Origin of the sequence: Streptomyces coeruleorubidus, from assembly GCF_028885415.1 — a bacterium.
In the GTDB taxonomy this organism is placed as follows: Bacteria; Actinomycetota; Actinomycetes; order Streptomycetales; family Streptomycetaceae; genus Streptomyces; species Streptomyces coeruleorubidus_A.
The window spans coordinates 4,340,436-4,353,134 of the sequence record NZ_CP118527.1 but is presented as its reverse complement, the minus strand read 5'-3'; the positions used below and the strand labels follow the sequence as shown (position 1 = coordinate 4,353,134).

Here is a 12,699-nt window from a genome sequence, read left to right as displayed (position 1 = left end):
GTGATCACTTCTGTGCTCGTCGCCAACCGGGGCGAGATAGCCTGCCGCGTCTTCCGCACCTGCCGCGAGCTCGGCATCCGCACGGTCGCCGTGCACTCGGACGCCGACGAGAACGCCCTCCACGCGCGCGTGGCCGACACGGGCGTACGACTTCCGGGGGCCGCGCCCGCCGACACCTATCTGCGCGGCGACCTGATCGTGAAGGCCGCCGTCGCGTCCGGCGCGGACGCCGTGCACCCCGGCTACGGCTTCCTCTCCGAGAACGCCGGCTTCGCCCGGTCCGTCCTGGACGCGGGCCTGGTCTGGATCGGCCCGCCCCCGGACGCCATCGAGGCGATGGCGTCCAAGACCGGCGCCAAGCGGCTCATGGGACTGAAGCCCCTCACCGACGTCACCGAGGCCGACCTGCCGGTCCTGGTGAAGGCGGCAGCGGGCGGCGGCGGCCGCGGCATGCGCGTCGTACGGCACCTGGCGGACCTGGACGCCGAACTGGCCGCCGCACGCGCCGAAGCGGCGAGTGCCTTCGGCGACGGCGAGGTCTTCGTCGAGCCGTACGTGGAGAACGGCCGCCACGTCGAGGTGCAGATCCTCGCCGACACCCACGGCACCGTCTGGCCGCTCGGCACCCGCGACTGCTCCCTCCAGCGCCGCCACCAGAAGGTCGTCGAGGAGGCCCCCGCACCCGGACTGCCCGAGGAACTCCAGGAGGAGGTGAGCGCCCTCGCCGTACGGGCCGCCCGAGCCGTCGACTACGTGGGCGCCGGCACGGTCGAGTTCCTCGTCGCCGACGGCAGGGCCCACTTCCTGGAGATGAACACCCGCCTCCAGGTCGAACACCCCGTGACGGAGGCCGTGTTCGGCCTCGACCTGGTCGCCGAACAGATCCGCATCGCCGAGCGCCACCCCCTCGAAGACACCCCGCCACGCGCGCGTGGCCACGCCGTGGAGGCCCGCCTCTACGCCGAGGACCCGTCCCGCGACTGGTCCCCCCAGACCGGCCGCCTGCACCGCCTGTCCGCACCGCAAGGCATCCGCCTCGACACCGGCTACACCGACGGCGACGACATCGGCGTCCACTACGACCCCATGCTCGCCAAGGCCGTGGCCCACGCCCCCACGCGCACGGAGGCCATCCGCAAGCTCGCCTCCGCCCTGGAACGGGCCGTGATCCACGGCCCCGTCACCAACCGCGACCTCCTGGTCCGCTCCCTGCGCCACCCCGAGTTCACCGCGGCCCGCATGGACACCGGCTTCTACGACCGCCACCTGCCGGACCTGACCGACCCGTCCCCCGACCCGCACGCCCCCCTGGCAGCCGCCCTCGCCGACGCCCAGGGCCGCTCCCGCTTCGGCGGCTGGCGCAACGTCCCCTCACAGCCGCAGACCAAGCGCTACGCGATGGCGGGTCAGGACCACGAGGTCCACTACCGGCACACACGCACGGGCCTGGAGGCGGACGGCGTAGGGGTGGTGCACGCCGACGCGCACCTCGTCGTCCTCGAAGTCGACGGCGTACGGCGCAAGTTCGAGGTGACGCACTACGGCGACCAGGTCTACGTCAACTCCACCGTGCTGACGATCCTGCCCCGCTTCCCCGACCCGACGGCCCAGCACGCCCCCGGCTCCCTCCTGGCCCCCATGCCGGGCACGGTCGTCCGAGTGGCCGACGGCGTCACCGCAGGGAGTGCCGTAAAGGCCGGAGATCCCCTGCTCTGGCTGGAGGCGATGAAGATGCAGCACAAGATCACGGCACCAGTGACAGGAACCGTCAGTGCCATTCATGTAGTGCCAGGTCAACAGGTGAAGCTGGGCGTGTTGTTGGCGGTCGTGCAGGAGGCCTGAAGGGGCGCGGGGAACTGCGCGACCAGCCACAACGATCCCGCACCCGAAAGGACCCCATGGACACCCAAGAACACAAGGCCCTACGAGAAGCCGTCTCCGCGCTCGGCAAACGCCACGGCCGCACAGCCGACGCCACACAACTCTGGTCAGAAGCAGGCAAACTCGGCTACCTCGGCGTCAACCTCCCCGAGGAGTACGGGGGAGGCGGCGGAGGCATATCCGAACTCTCCATCGTCCTCGAAGAGCTGGGCGCAGCCGGCTGCCCCCTCCTCATGCTGGTCGTCTCCCCGGCCATCTGCGGCACAGTGATAGCCCGCTTCGGCACAGACGCCCAGAAACAACACTGGCTCCCCGCCCTGGCCGACGGCACTCGCCTCATGGCCTTCGGCATCACGGAACCCGACGCCGGCTCCAACAGCCACCGCATCACGACCACGGCACGAAAAGACGGCGACGACTGGATCCTCACCGGCCGCAAGGTCTTCATCTCCGGCGTCGACATCGCGGACGCGACCCTCATCGTCGGCCGCACCGAGGACGCCCGCACCGGCCGCCTCAAGCCCTGTCTGTTCATCGTCCCGCGCTACGCACCCGGCTTCACCCGCCGCCCCATCGACATGGAACTCAACGCCGCCGAGAAGCAGTTCGAGCTGACGCTGGACGACGTGCGGCTGCCCGCCGACGCACTCGTCGGCGACGAGGACGCAGGGCTCCTCCAGCTCTTCGCCGGCCTCAACCCCGAACGCATCATGACGGCCGCCTTCGCGATCGGCATGGGCCGCTACGCCCTCGCCAAAGCCGTCGAGTACGCCCGCGACCGACAGGTCTGGAACACCCCCATCGGCGCCCACCAGGCCATCGCCCACCCCTTGGCCCAGGCGCACATCGACCTCGAACTCGCGCGCCTGATGATGCAGAAGGCGGCCCGGCTGTACGACGCCGGCGACGACATGGGCGCGGGCGAGGCCGCCAACATGGCGAAGTACGCGGCGGGGGAGGCCTGTGTGAAGGCCGTGGACCAGGCCGTGCACACCCTCGGCGGCAACGGCCTCACCCGCGAGTTCGGCCTCGCCTCGCTGATAACGGCCGCGCGTGTGGCTCGTATTGCCCCGGTGAGCCGGGAGATGATTCTCAACTACGTCTCCCACCAGACCCTGGGCCTGCCCAAGTCGTACTGAGACGGCCCGCGCGCGAGGAGGAACCATGTTCCGCAGCCAGTACGCAGACGTCCCGCCCGTCGAACTGCCCATCCACGACGCCGTCCTCGCCCGGGCCGCGGAGTTCGGCGACATACCGGCGCTGATCGACGGCACCGACGGCACCACCCTCTCGTACGAGCAGGTGGACCGGTTCCACCGGCGCGTCGCCGCCGCCCTCGCCGAGGCCGGGGTGCGCAAGGGCGACGTCCTCGCCCTGCACAGCCCCAACACCATCGCCTTCCCGACCGCCTTCTACGCGGCCACGCGCGCCGGTGCCACCGTCACCACCGTGCACCCGCTCGCCACCGCCCAGGAGTTCGCCAAACAGCTGACGGACTGCGCGGCCCACTGGATCATCACCGTCTCACCGCTGCTGGACATCGCCCGCCGGGCCGCCGAACTCGCGGGCGGCGTACGCGAGATCTTCGTGTGCGACAGCGCGACCGGGCACCGCTCCCTGATCGACATGCTGGCCTGCGCCGCCCCCGAGCCGCAGGTCGCCATCGACCCCGTGGAGGACGTGGCGGCCCTGCCGTACTCCTCCGGGACCACCGGCATCCCCAAGGGCGTGATGCTCACCCACCGGCAGATCGCCACCAACCTCGCCCAGCTCGAACCGGTCATGCCGGCCGGCCCGGGCGACCGCATCCTCGCGGTCCTGCCCTTCTTCCACATCTACGGTCTGACGGCCCTCATGAACGCGCCCCTGCGCCTGGGCGCCACCGTCGTCGTCCTGCCCCGCTTCGACCTGGAGACCTTCCTCGCCGCCATCCAGAACCACCGCATCACCGGCCTGTACGTGGCCCCGCCGATCGTCCTCGCCCTCGCCAAGCACCCGGCCGTCACGCAGTACGACCTGTCGTCGCTGAAGTACATCCTCAGCGCCGCCGCCCCCCTGGACGCACGGCTCGCCGTCGCCTGCTCCGAGCGGCTCGGCCTGTCGCCCGTAGGCCAGGCCTACGGCATGACGGAACTGTCGCCCGGCACGCACGTCGTCCCGCTGGACGCGATGAGCGACGCGCCGCCCGGAACCGTCGGCAAGCTCATCGCCGGCACCGAGATGCGCATCGTCTCCCTCGACGATCCCGGCAAGGACCTCCCCGCCGGCGAGTCCGGCGAGATCCTCATCCGCGGCCCCCAGGTCATGAAGGGCTACCTCGGCCGCCCCGACGCCACCACCGCCATGATCGACACCGACGGCTGGCTGCACACCGGCGACGTGGGGCACGTGGACCAGGACGGCTGGCTGTTCGTCGTCGACCGCGTCAAGGAACTCATCAAGTACAAGGGCTTCCAGGTGGCCCCCGCCGAGCTGGAGGCGCTGCTGCTGACCCACCCGGGCATCGCCGACGCCGCCGTCATCGGCAGGTACGACGACGACGGCAACGAGATCCCGCACGCGTACGTGGTCCGCCAGCCGGCCCGCACCGACCTCTCCGAGGCGGAGATCATGATGTATGTCGCCGAACGCGTGGCCCCCTACAAGCGGATCCGGCACGTCACCTTCATCGACGGCGTCCCCCGGGCGGCCTCCGGCAAGATCCTCCGCCGACAGCTCAGGGAGCGCGCATGACCCTGGTCGGCAGGGCACGCGCGCGTGCCGTCGAGACCCTCACCCTCGACTCGCCCCACAACCGCAACGCCCTGTCGGCGGCCCTCGTCGGCGAACTGGCCGACGCGCTCACGGACGCCGGCCAGGACAGCGACGTCCGCGCGGTCGTCCTCACCCACACCGGCAACACCTTCAGCGCGGGCGCCGACCTCCGCGACCCCCCGCCCCCCGAGGCGCTGGTCGGCCTGCTGCGGCGGATCGTCGAACTGCCCAAACCGGTCGTCGCCCGGATCACCGGCCACGTCCGCGCGGGCGGCCTCGGCCTCGTGGCCGCCTGCGACATCGCGGCCGCCTCCACCGAGGCCACCTTCGCCTTCACGGAGGTCCGCATCGGTGTCGCCCCCGCGGTCATCTCCCTGCCGCTGCTCCCGCGCACGGACCCGCGCGCGCTGGCCCGCTACTACCTCACCGGCGAACGGTTCGACGCGGCGCAGGCCGCCCGCACCGGCCTGCTCACCACCCACGCCGACGACGTGGACACCGCACTGGTTCCCATCCTCGACGGCCTGCGCAGATCCGCCCCCGACGCCCTGACCGAGACGAAACGGCTGCTCACGGCTAGGGTGCTGGAAACCTTCGACCGGGACGCGGCCGGCCTGACCGCGCTCTCGGCCCGGCTGTTCTCCTCCCCGCAGGCCCGCGAGGGGATGACGGCCTTCCTCGAACGACGGGATCCGGCATGGGTGGTGTGAGGACATGGGCGGCGTGAGCACGGTCGAACGTGCGGAGCGAGTCCCCAAGCAGGACCGCAGCCGGGCCACCCGGCAGCGGCTCCTGGAAGCCGCCGTGGCCTGCCTCGCCGAACACGGCTGGGCCGGCTCCACGGTCTCCGTCGTCGCCGAACGCGCCGGCGTCTCCCGCGGCGCCGCCCAGCACCACTTCCCGACCCGCGAGGACCTCTTCACGGCGGCCGTCGAGTACGTCGCCGAGGAACGCTCCACGGCCCTGCGCGCCCTGTTCCCCGAGGGCGCGGCCGGAGACCGCCACGCGGTCGTAGCGGCCTTGGTCGACCTCTACACGGGACCGATTTTCCGCGCGGCCCTCCACCTCTGGGTGGCCGCCTCCAACGAGGACCAGCTCCGCCCCCGCGTCACCGAACTCGAATCCCGCGTGGGCCGCGAGACCCACCGCATAGCCGTCGACCTCCTGGCCGCCGACGAATCCGTCCCCGGTGTCCGCGAAACCGTCCAGGGCCTCCTCGACATGGCCCGAGGCCTGGGCCTGGCCAATCTCCTCACCGACGACGCGGCGCGAAGGGAGCGGGTGGTCGAGCAGTGGGCGGGGCTGCTGGAGGAGGCGCTGGGCAGCCGTTAGGGGCTGAGCCGCTCCACGCGCCAGGTCCCGTCGGCCCGCTCCACGTACCGCAACCGGTCGTGCAGCCGGTTCTCGCGGCCCTGCCAGAACTCCACCGTCTGCGGGGCCACCCGGAAACCGCCCCAGTTCGGCGGCACGGGCACCTGCTCGCCCTCGGGATAGCGGGCGGCCAGCTCGGCGTACGCCCCGTCGATGTCGGCGCGGGTGGCGATCACCGAGGACTGCGCGCTGGCCCACGCGCCGAGCTGCGAGCCGTGCGGCCGGGTGCGGAAGTACGCCGCCGTCTCGTCCCGCCCGGTACGCCGCGCGACCCCGGTCACGATGACCTGCCGGGCCATCGGATGCCAGGGGAACAGCAGCGCGACGTACGGGTTCTGTGCCAGGTCACGTGCCTTGCGGGAGTCGTAGTTCGTGTAGAAGACGAAGCCCTGCTCGTCGAAGTGCTTCAGCAGCACCGTGCGGGTGCTGGGCCGCCCCTCGGCGTCGGCCGTCGAGACGACCATGGCGTTCGGCTCGAACAGCCCGCCGTCCGTCGCGGCCTGTTTGAACCAGCGCGCGAACTGCTCGACGGGGGTGGCGGCCAGCTCGGTCTCGGAGAGGCCCTCGGCCCGGTACTGCTTGCGCATCGAGGCCAGGTCGAAGGGGACGGCGTCGCGGTCGGTCACCCGGTCATCTTGCCGTATGGACGGTGTCCTTCGTCACTGCCTGGCACTGAGTGCCGTGAACTCTCCCCAACGGTGGCACTCGGGGTTATCGTTTCCGTGCCGTTCCGGTTGGATGACCGCCAGCCGCACGGGGCATCACAGGGGGGACCGGCCAGGACCGCGAGTCGCCGCACACGACCGTGGATCCTCTGGACGGCCGCCCGCTTCGCAAGCTGACTGACACATGGTTCGTTCGTCCCACCCCACATCACACCATCTGTCGCTTACATCACGAGGAGCCGCCTGATGTCCGACTTCGTACCCGGACTCGAGGGAGTCGTCGCGTTCGAGACGGAGATCGCCGAACCGGATAAGGAGGGCGGCGCACTCCGGTACCGGGGCGTCGACATCGAGGACCTCGTCGGACACGTCTCCTTCGGCAACGTCTGGGGCCTGCTCGTCGACGGCGCCTTCAACCCCGGTCTGCCCCCCGCCGAGCCGTTCCCCATCCCCGTCCACTCCGGCGACATCCGCGTCGACGTCCAGTCGGCCCTGGCCATGCTCGCGCCCGTCTGGGGCCTGAAACCCCTCCTGGACATCGACGCCGAACAGGCCCGCGAGGACCTGGCACGGGCGGCCGTCATGGCCCTGTCCTACGTCGCCCAGTCGGCCCGCGGCCAGGGCCTGCCGATGGTCCCGCAGCGCGAGATCGACAAGGCCCACTCCGTCGTCGAGCGCTTCATGATCCGCTGGCGCGGCGAGCCTGACCCCAAGCACGTGGCGGCGGTGGACGCGTACTGGACGAGCGCCGCGGAACACGGCATGAACGCGTCCACGTTCACGGCGCGCGTGATCGCCTCGACGGGCGCGGACGTGGCGGCGGCCCTGTCGGGAGCCGTCGGTGCGATGTCGGGTCCCCTCCACGGCGGCGCCCCCTCCCGCGTCCTGCACATGATCGAGGAGATCGAGCGCACGGGCGACGCCGAGGCCTACGTCAAGCAGACCCTCGACAAGGGTGAACGCCTCATGGGCTTCGGCCACCGCGTCTACCGCGCCGAGGACCCGAGGGCGAGGGTCCTGCGCCGCACGGCCCGCGAGCTGGGAGCCCCCCGCTTCGAGGTCGCCGAGGCCCTGGAGAAGGCGGCCCTGGCGGAACTCCACGCCCGCCGCCCCGACCGGGTCCTGGCCACCAACGTCGAGTTCTGGGCAGCCATCGTGCTGGACTTCGCCGAGGTCCCGGCCCACATGTTCACGTCCATGTTCACCTGCGCCCGCACGGCCGGCTGGTCCGCCCACATCCTCGAACAGAAGCGCACCGGCCGCCTGGTCCGCCCCTCGGCCCGCTACACCGGCCCCGGCACCCGTAACCCCCGCGAGATCGAGGGCTACGAGGGCATCGCCCACTGACCCCTCTCACACACGGCCTCACCCGGCTGCGGGTGAGGCCGTCCGCACGTCTCACCCCGTGAGCCGGTCCAGCTCCTCACCGATCGCCTCCCGCAACGGCTGATGCCGCGCCCCGAGCGCATACCGCTCCGCGCTCCACATCTCCCGCGGATAGAGCCACACGGGCAGCCGCACGAGATCCTCGGGCTCCCAGTCGTACCGCGGCCACACATGCGCGTGCAGGAATCCGTCGGCGTTCCCGAGAATCTCCAGATTGACCCGCAGAAACCCCGACTCCATCCGCCGACAGGCCCGCTCGACGGCTTCCCCCAGCCGCTCCATGTCCCCCAGAAACGCCAGCCGCCTGCCCCGCGGCAGCTCCGACAGCCGCTCCACCGCGGGATCGTCGGTCAGCAGCACCGAGTAGCCAGGCAGAAACTGCACATCGCCGATCGCCGCGAACCCGGCGTCCAGCCTCCGCAGCACGGCCGGATTCTCACCCCGCAGAGCGCTGCCGATCCGATCGTCGCGCCACTCACCCACCACCATCACCCCCCGGAAAACGCAGACGACCCGCGAGTCTGGTCCTCCAAAGGAGGAGCCGGCCGGACGTACCGGCGACTCGCGGGTCGGGTGACTGCTGGAGATTGGGCCGGCTGCACGTTTCGCTCACGTGCTGGTCCGGCACCGCACTGTGTGTGGTGTCGGGCCGCTAGCCCGCAGCCACCTCACGCGTCCGGTATTCATACATCTGCCGAACCACCTCCTCTCTCGTGTACCTGGAACCTTAGGAAACGGTCCGGCCTCGGATCAACCGTTTTTCTGAGACCTTGACCCCATGACGCAACGACGGGCGATTCTCAGCGGTTCGGTGTTCGAGGAGCGGATCGGGTACGCCCGGGCCGTGGTGGACGGGGACTGGGTGCATGTGTCGGGCACGACCGGGTTCGACTACTCGGACATGACGATCTCCGACGACGTCGTGGAGCAGGCCGAGCAGTGTCTGCGGAACATAGGGGCCGCGCTGGAGGAGGCGGGGTGTTCCTTCGCGGACGTCGTGCGGGTGCGGTACCTGCTGCCGGAGCGGGAGGACTTCGAACCGTGCTGGCCGGTGCTGCGGAAGTGCTTCGGTGAGGTGCGGCCGGCGGCGACGATGCTGGTGTGCGGGCTCGCGGATCCCCGGATGAAGATCGAGATCGAGGTGTACGCGCGGCGCGGGAGTGGTACTGGGGCCTTGTCGTTGATCGACTGAGTCTGCGGCAGGCCGCCCTCCGGGCGTTGACGTGGGGATCGCCGCCGTACAACGATTCCTTCAATGTTGTGGGAACTCGGTGTGCGCTGGGTCACGTTCGAGTTGAATGATTGCAAGTAGCGAACCGACGTGCCGTACGTGCGGACGCAGCCTGCAGGGGGTCCAGGTGAGTGCTTCCCGGCGTAGTGGGACCACCGACGAGCTGGGGCCGGACGAGCCCGAGCGGGACAATTCGGATGGTTCGGATCTGCTTGCCGCGCTGCTGGACGGCATGGACGCGGCGCTGTGCGCCTTCGACGCCGACGGGGTCGTGACGCACTGGAACCGCGAGGCCGAGCGGATCCTGGGATGGAGCGCAGACGAGGCCGTGGGGCGGCGAGGTCTCGCCGGGTGGGCCGTGCGCAGCGCGGACGCCGAGGAGGTCGAGGGGCGGCTGCTGTCCGCCATGCACGCGCCGGGGCGCCAGGTGCACGAGTTCGCGCTGCTGACGAAGGACGGCGGGCGGGTCCTCGTACGGACGCAGTCGGCGGCCGTGCGGGGTCCGGACGGAAAGCCCGCGGGTGTGTACTGCGCCTTCAGCGAGGTGCACGCGCAGATCGATCTGGAGCGGTCGATCGCGTTGAGCGAGGCGCTGTTCGAGGACGCGAGCTGGGGTGTCGTGCTCGTGGACGTCGACCTGCGGCCCGCCGTGGTGAACGCGCACGCGGCCAAGGCGCTGGGCACGGGGCGCACGTCCGTGCTCGGGCGGCCCCTCGGGGAGCTGCTCGCGCAGGGTGTGGAGGAGCTGGAGAGCGCGCTTCAGCACGTGCTGGCGGAGGGTGCGCCGCCCGCGCCCGCCGAGGTGTGGGTGACGGTGCGTACGCCCGAGGGGGAGCGGCGGCGGTGCTGGCGCAGCGGTTTCCTGCGGCTGGCCTCGCCGCTGGCGGAGGAGCCGGTTCCGCTGGGCGTGGGCTGGCTGTTCCAGGACGTGACGGAGGCCAAGCAGGCCGAGCAGGAGGCGTCGCTGCTGCGGTTCCGTACGCAGCAGCTGCACCGGGCCTCGCGGGCCGCCGCCGAGTGCGAGGACCCGGCGGAGGCCGCGACCGTGCACCTGGACTTCGCCCTGGCCGGTTTCGCCGACCACGCGCTGATCGACCGGGTGGCCGGCGGTGCGCTCACCGACACGGACACCGAGGGGCCGGTGCGGCTGGTGCGGGTCGCCGCGACGCCCTCCGGAGCGCCGGGTCCGAGCAAGCTCGCCGACCGCGCGGGCCTGCCCGTGCGGTACGCCGAGGGGCATCCGGCCCTGCAGTGCGTGGAGCGGGTCGGCGCGCTGCGGGCGAGCGCGGGCGCCGCCTCGCCCGAGCAGGCCCGGGAGTGGGCCCTGGCCCGCCAGTGGCCACCGGACGCCGTGCACGCCCTGTGCGCGGTGCTGCGCAGCCGGGGGCGGACGCTGGGTGTCGTGACGTTCCTGCGGGGCGCGGGGCGCAGTGCCTTCGAGCGGTCCGACGCGATGTACGCGGAGGACGTGGCGGTGCGGATCGCCGCGGCGCTGGATCTCGCGGGGTTGTCGGACGGGGAGTGAGGCGTCGGCGTCAGTGCCGGTAGAAGATCCGGTCCCGGTACTGCTCCATCACCCGCCCGTTCCAGTCATGGCCCCCGTCGACGTTCCCGGAGCGCAGGAGCGGGGGCTCGACGCCGCGGTCGGCGAGCGTGGCGGCCGTCGTCGCCATGACGGCCTGGAGGAGGGCCGAGGTGACGACCGTGGAGGCGGGGGCGAAGGGGGCGGGCACGTTGTCGAGGGTGAGCTCCGCGTCGCCGACCGCGATCTTCGAGTCGAGGACGAGATCGCAGTGGTCCTTGAGGTACGTCCCCGAGGCGTGCCGGGACTTCGTCTCCGAGGCGTACGCCACCGATGTCACGCCGATGACCTTGACGCCCAGGGCGCGCGCGGCCATGGCCATCTCCACGGGGAGGGCGTTGCGCCCCGAGAGGGAGATGATCAGCAGGGCGTCGCCCTCGCGCAGCGGGGAGCTGTCCAGGACGGCGCTCGCGAGGCCGTCGACGCGTTCCAGGGCGGAGCCCAGCGGCGCGGGCATGACGTCGACGCCGACGACACCGGGCACGGCGAGCAGGTTCATCAGGGCGAGACCGCCGGCGCGGTAGACGAGGTCCTGCGCGGCGAGGGAGGAGTGCCCGGCGCCGAAGGCGAAGAGGCGGCCGCCGTCCTCGACGGTGTCGGCGAGGAGCGTCCCGGCCGCCGTGATGCCGTCGGCCTCCTCGTCGCGGACCCGCCGCAGCAGGCCGATCGCGGCGTCGAGGAACCGGCCGGCCGGCGCGCGCTCGCTCATACGGGGTCCCTTCGGGCTGGCCTGGGGCGAGTGTCGCGCATCACGGTGCGGTCTGGACCAGTGCGGTGTCAATACGGCCGTGAAAAGCTCGGCACGGGCCGTGAGCGCGCTTCGTGCGGCTGTGAAAGGCTCCGTCCTACCCCTGCGCGGGCCGGGGTAACCCCCGCTTTCCCTCCCGCGGCACGGTTGTCGGTGGTATCCGGCAGAATTGGGTGCAGGGCCAGCGCACACGCCGGTGAGCCGTCCAGCCTCCGGCAGATCTCATTCGAGGGGCACGTATGTCCGGACTGATCGACACCACGGAGATGTATCTCCGCACCATCCTCGAGCTGGAGGAAGAGGGTGTGGTCCCCATGCGCGCCCGTATCGCCGAGCGGCTGGACCAGAGCGGACCGACGGTCAGCCAGACCGTGGCGCGGATGGAGCGCGACGGCCTGGTGTCCGTCGCCAGCGACCGGCACCTGGAGCTCACCGACGAGGGCCGCCGTCTCGCCACGCGCGTGATGCGCAAGCACCGGCTCGCCGAGTGTCTGCTCGTCGACGTGATCGGTCTGGAGTGGGAGCAGGTCCACGCCGAGGCGTGCCGCTGGGAGCACGTGATGAGCGAGGCCGTGGAGCGCCGCGTCCTGGAGCTGCTGCGGCACCCGACGGAGTCGCCGTACGGCAACCCGATCCCGGGTCTGGAGGAGCTCGGCGAGAAGGACGGCGCCGACCCGTTCCTGGACGAGGGCATGGTGTCGCTGGCCAGTCTCGACCCGGGCGCCGAGGGCAAGACGGTCGTGGTGCGCCGGATCGGCGAGCCGATCCAGACGGACGCGCAGCTGATGTACACGCTGCGGCGGGCGGGCGTGCAGCCCGGCTCGGTGGTGAGTGTGACGGAGTCGGCGGGCGGTGTGCTGGTCGGCAGCGGTGGCGAGGCGGCCGAGCTGGAGTCGGACGTCGCCTCGCACGTGTTCGTCGCCAAGCCCTGAGCCCGGCCACGGACCCGGCCCGGGGTGGTCGCCAACTTCCGTTGCGCGTGGGGCGGTTGTGGTATTGGCGGGATCCGGTCGGATCCAGGATCCAGTCCGTCGAATGGCAGCGCTCGCACGCTTCCCGTGCGACGCTGTCGCGTGAGGCA

General features: G+C 71.5%; 12 protein-coding genes. 9 read left to right on the top strand and 3 right to left on the bottom strand.

Features of this window, described 5'->3' with window-relative positions; genetic code table 11:
• The 5 genes from PV963_RS20120 to PV963_RS20100 are packed head-to-tail and all read left to right on the top strand — an operon-like array spanning window position 1 to window position 5,967.
• Window positions 1–1,842, top strand: coding sequence for an acetyl/propionyl/methylcrotonyl-CoA carboxylase subunit alpha (locus tag PV963_RS20120; protein WP_274817125.1), 1,842 nt, complete (start codon window positions 1–3; stop codon window positions 1,840–1,842).
• 56 nt (window positions 1,843–1,898) lie between these two features.
• The gene (locus tag PV963_RS20115) at window positions 1,899–3,020 is read left to right on the top strand and encodes an acyl-CoA dehydrogenase family protein (protein ID WP_274817124.1); all 1,122 of its coding nucleotides are present in this window, start codon (window positions 1,899–1,901) and stop codon (window positions 3,018–3,020) included.
• Between the two features lie 25 nt (window positions 3,021–3,045).
• Window positions 3,046–4,614 carry a 4-coumarate--CoA ligase family protein gene (locus PV963_RS20110; RefSeq protein ID WP_274817123.1) on the top strand — a complete coding sequence of 523 codons (1,569 nt, stop codon included), beginning with the start codon at window positions 3,046–3,048 and terminating at the stop codon, window positions 4,612–4,614.
• A complete protein-coding gene (locus PV963_RS20105; protein WP_274817122.1) occupies window positions 4,611–5,345 on the top strand; it encodes an enoyl-CoA hydratase family protein in 735 nt (244 codons plus the stop codon). Before PV963_RS20110 ends, PV963_RS20105 begins: the two co-directional genes overlap by 4 nt.
• Window positions 5,346–5,349: 4 nt before the next feature.
• On the top strand, window positions 5,350–5,967 hold the full coding sequence (locus PV963_RS20100) for a TetR/AcrR family transcriptional regulator (RefSeq protein ID WP_274817121.1): 618 nt from the start codon (window positions 5,350–5,352) through the stop codon (window positions 5,965–5,967).
• Here PV963_RS20100 and pdxH read toward each other — a convergent pair.
• On the bottom strand, window positions 5,964–6,632 hold the full coding sequence (pdxH, locus tag PV963_RS20095; protein WP_274817120.1) for a pyridoxamine 5'-phosphate oxidase: 669 nt from the start codon (window positions 6,630–6,632) through the stop codon (window positions 5,964–5,966). The genes PV963_RS20100 and pdxH overlap by 4 nt on opposite strands.
• A 285-nt stretch (window positions 6,633–6,917) precedes the next feature.
• Here pdxH and PV963_RS20090 point away from each other — a divergent pair, with 285 nt between their 5' ends.
• Window positions 6,918–8,018, top strand: coding sequence for a citrate synthase 2 (locus tag PV963_RS20090; protein WP_274817119.1), 1,101 nt, complete (start codon window positions 6,918–6,920; stop codon window positions 8,016–8,018).
• Window positions 8,019–8,069: 51 nt separating this feature from the next.
• Here the strand turns inward: PV963_RS20090 and PV963_RS20085 are convergent, their stop codons facing one another.
• Window positions 8,070–8,546: a diadenosine tetraphosphate hydrolase gene (locus PV963_RS20085; RefSeq protein ID WP_425540924.1), complete on the bottom strand. Its 477-nt coding sequence runs from the start codon at window positions 8,544–8,546 to the stop codon at window positions 8,070–8,072.
• A 289-nt stretch (window positions 8,547–8,835) separates the two neighbouring features.
• Between PV963_RS20085 and PV963_RS20080 the strand changes: the two genes are divergently transcribed.
• Window positions 8,836–9,249: a RidA family protein gene (locus PV963_RS20080; protein WP_274817118.1), complete on the top strand. Its 414-nt coding sequence runs from the start codon at window positions 8,836–8,838 to the stop codon at window positions 9,247–9,249.
• Between the two features lie 106 nt (window positions 9,250–9,355).
• Window positions 9,356–10,813 (top strand): PAS domain-containing protein, encoded by a 1,458-nt coding sequence (locus tag PV963_RS20075; protein ID WP_274817117.1) that lies wholly within the window; start codon window positions 9,356–9,358, stop codon window positions 10,811–10,813.
• A 10-nt stretch (window positions 10,814–10,823) separates the two neighbouring features.
• On the opposite strand, the gene PV963_RS20070 is transcribed toward PV963_RS20075, so the two are convergent.
• On the bottom strand, window positions 10,824–11,579 hold the full coding sequence (locus PV963_RS20070; protein ID WP_274817116.1) for an SIS domain-containing protein: 756 nt from the start codon (window positions 11,577–11,579) through the stop codon (window positions 10,824–10,826).
• 278 nt (window positions 11,580–11,857) lie between these two features.
• Between PV963_RS20070 and PV963_RS20065 the strand changes: the two genes are divergently transcribed.
• Window positions 11,858–12,550, top strand: a complete 693-nt coding sequence (locus PV963_RS20065) for a metal-dependent transcriptional regulator (RefSeq protein ID WP_010035781.1) — start codon at window positions 11,858–11,860, stop codon at window positions 12,548–12,550.
• Window positions 12,551–12,699 lie beyond the last annotated feature (149 nt).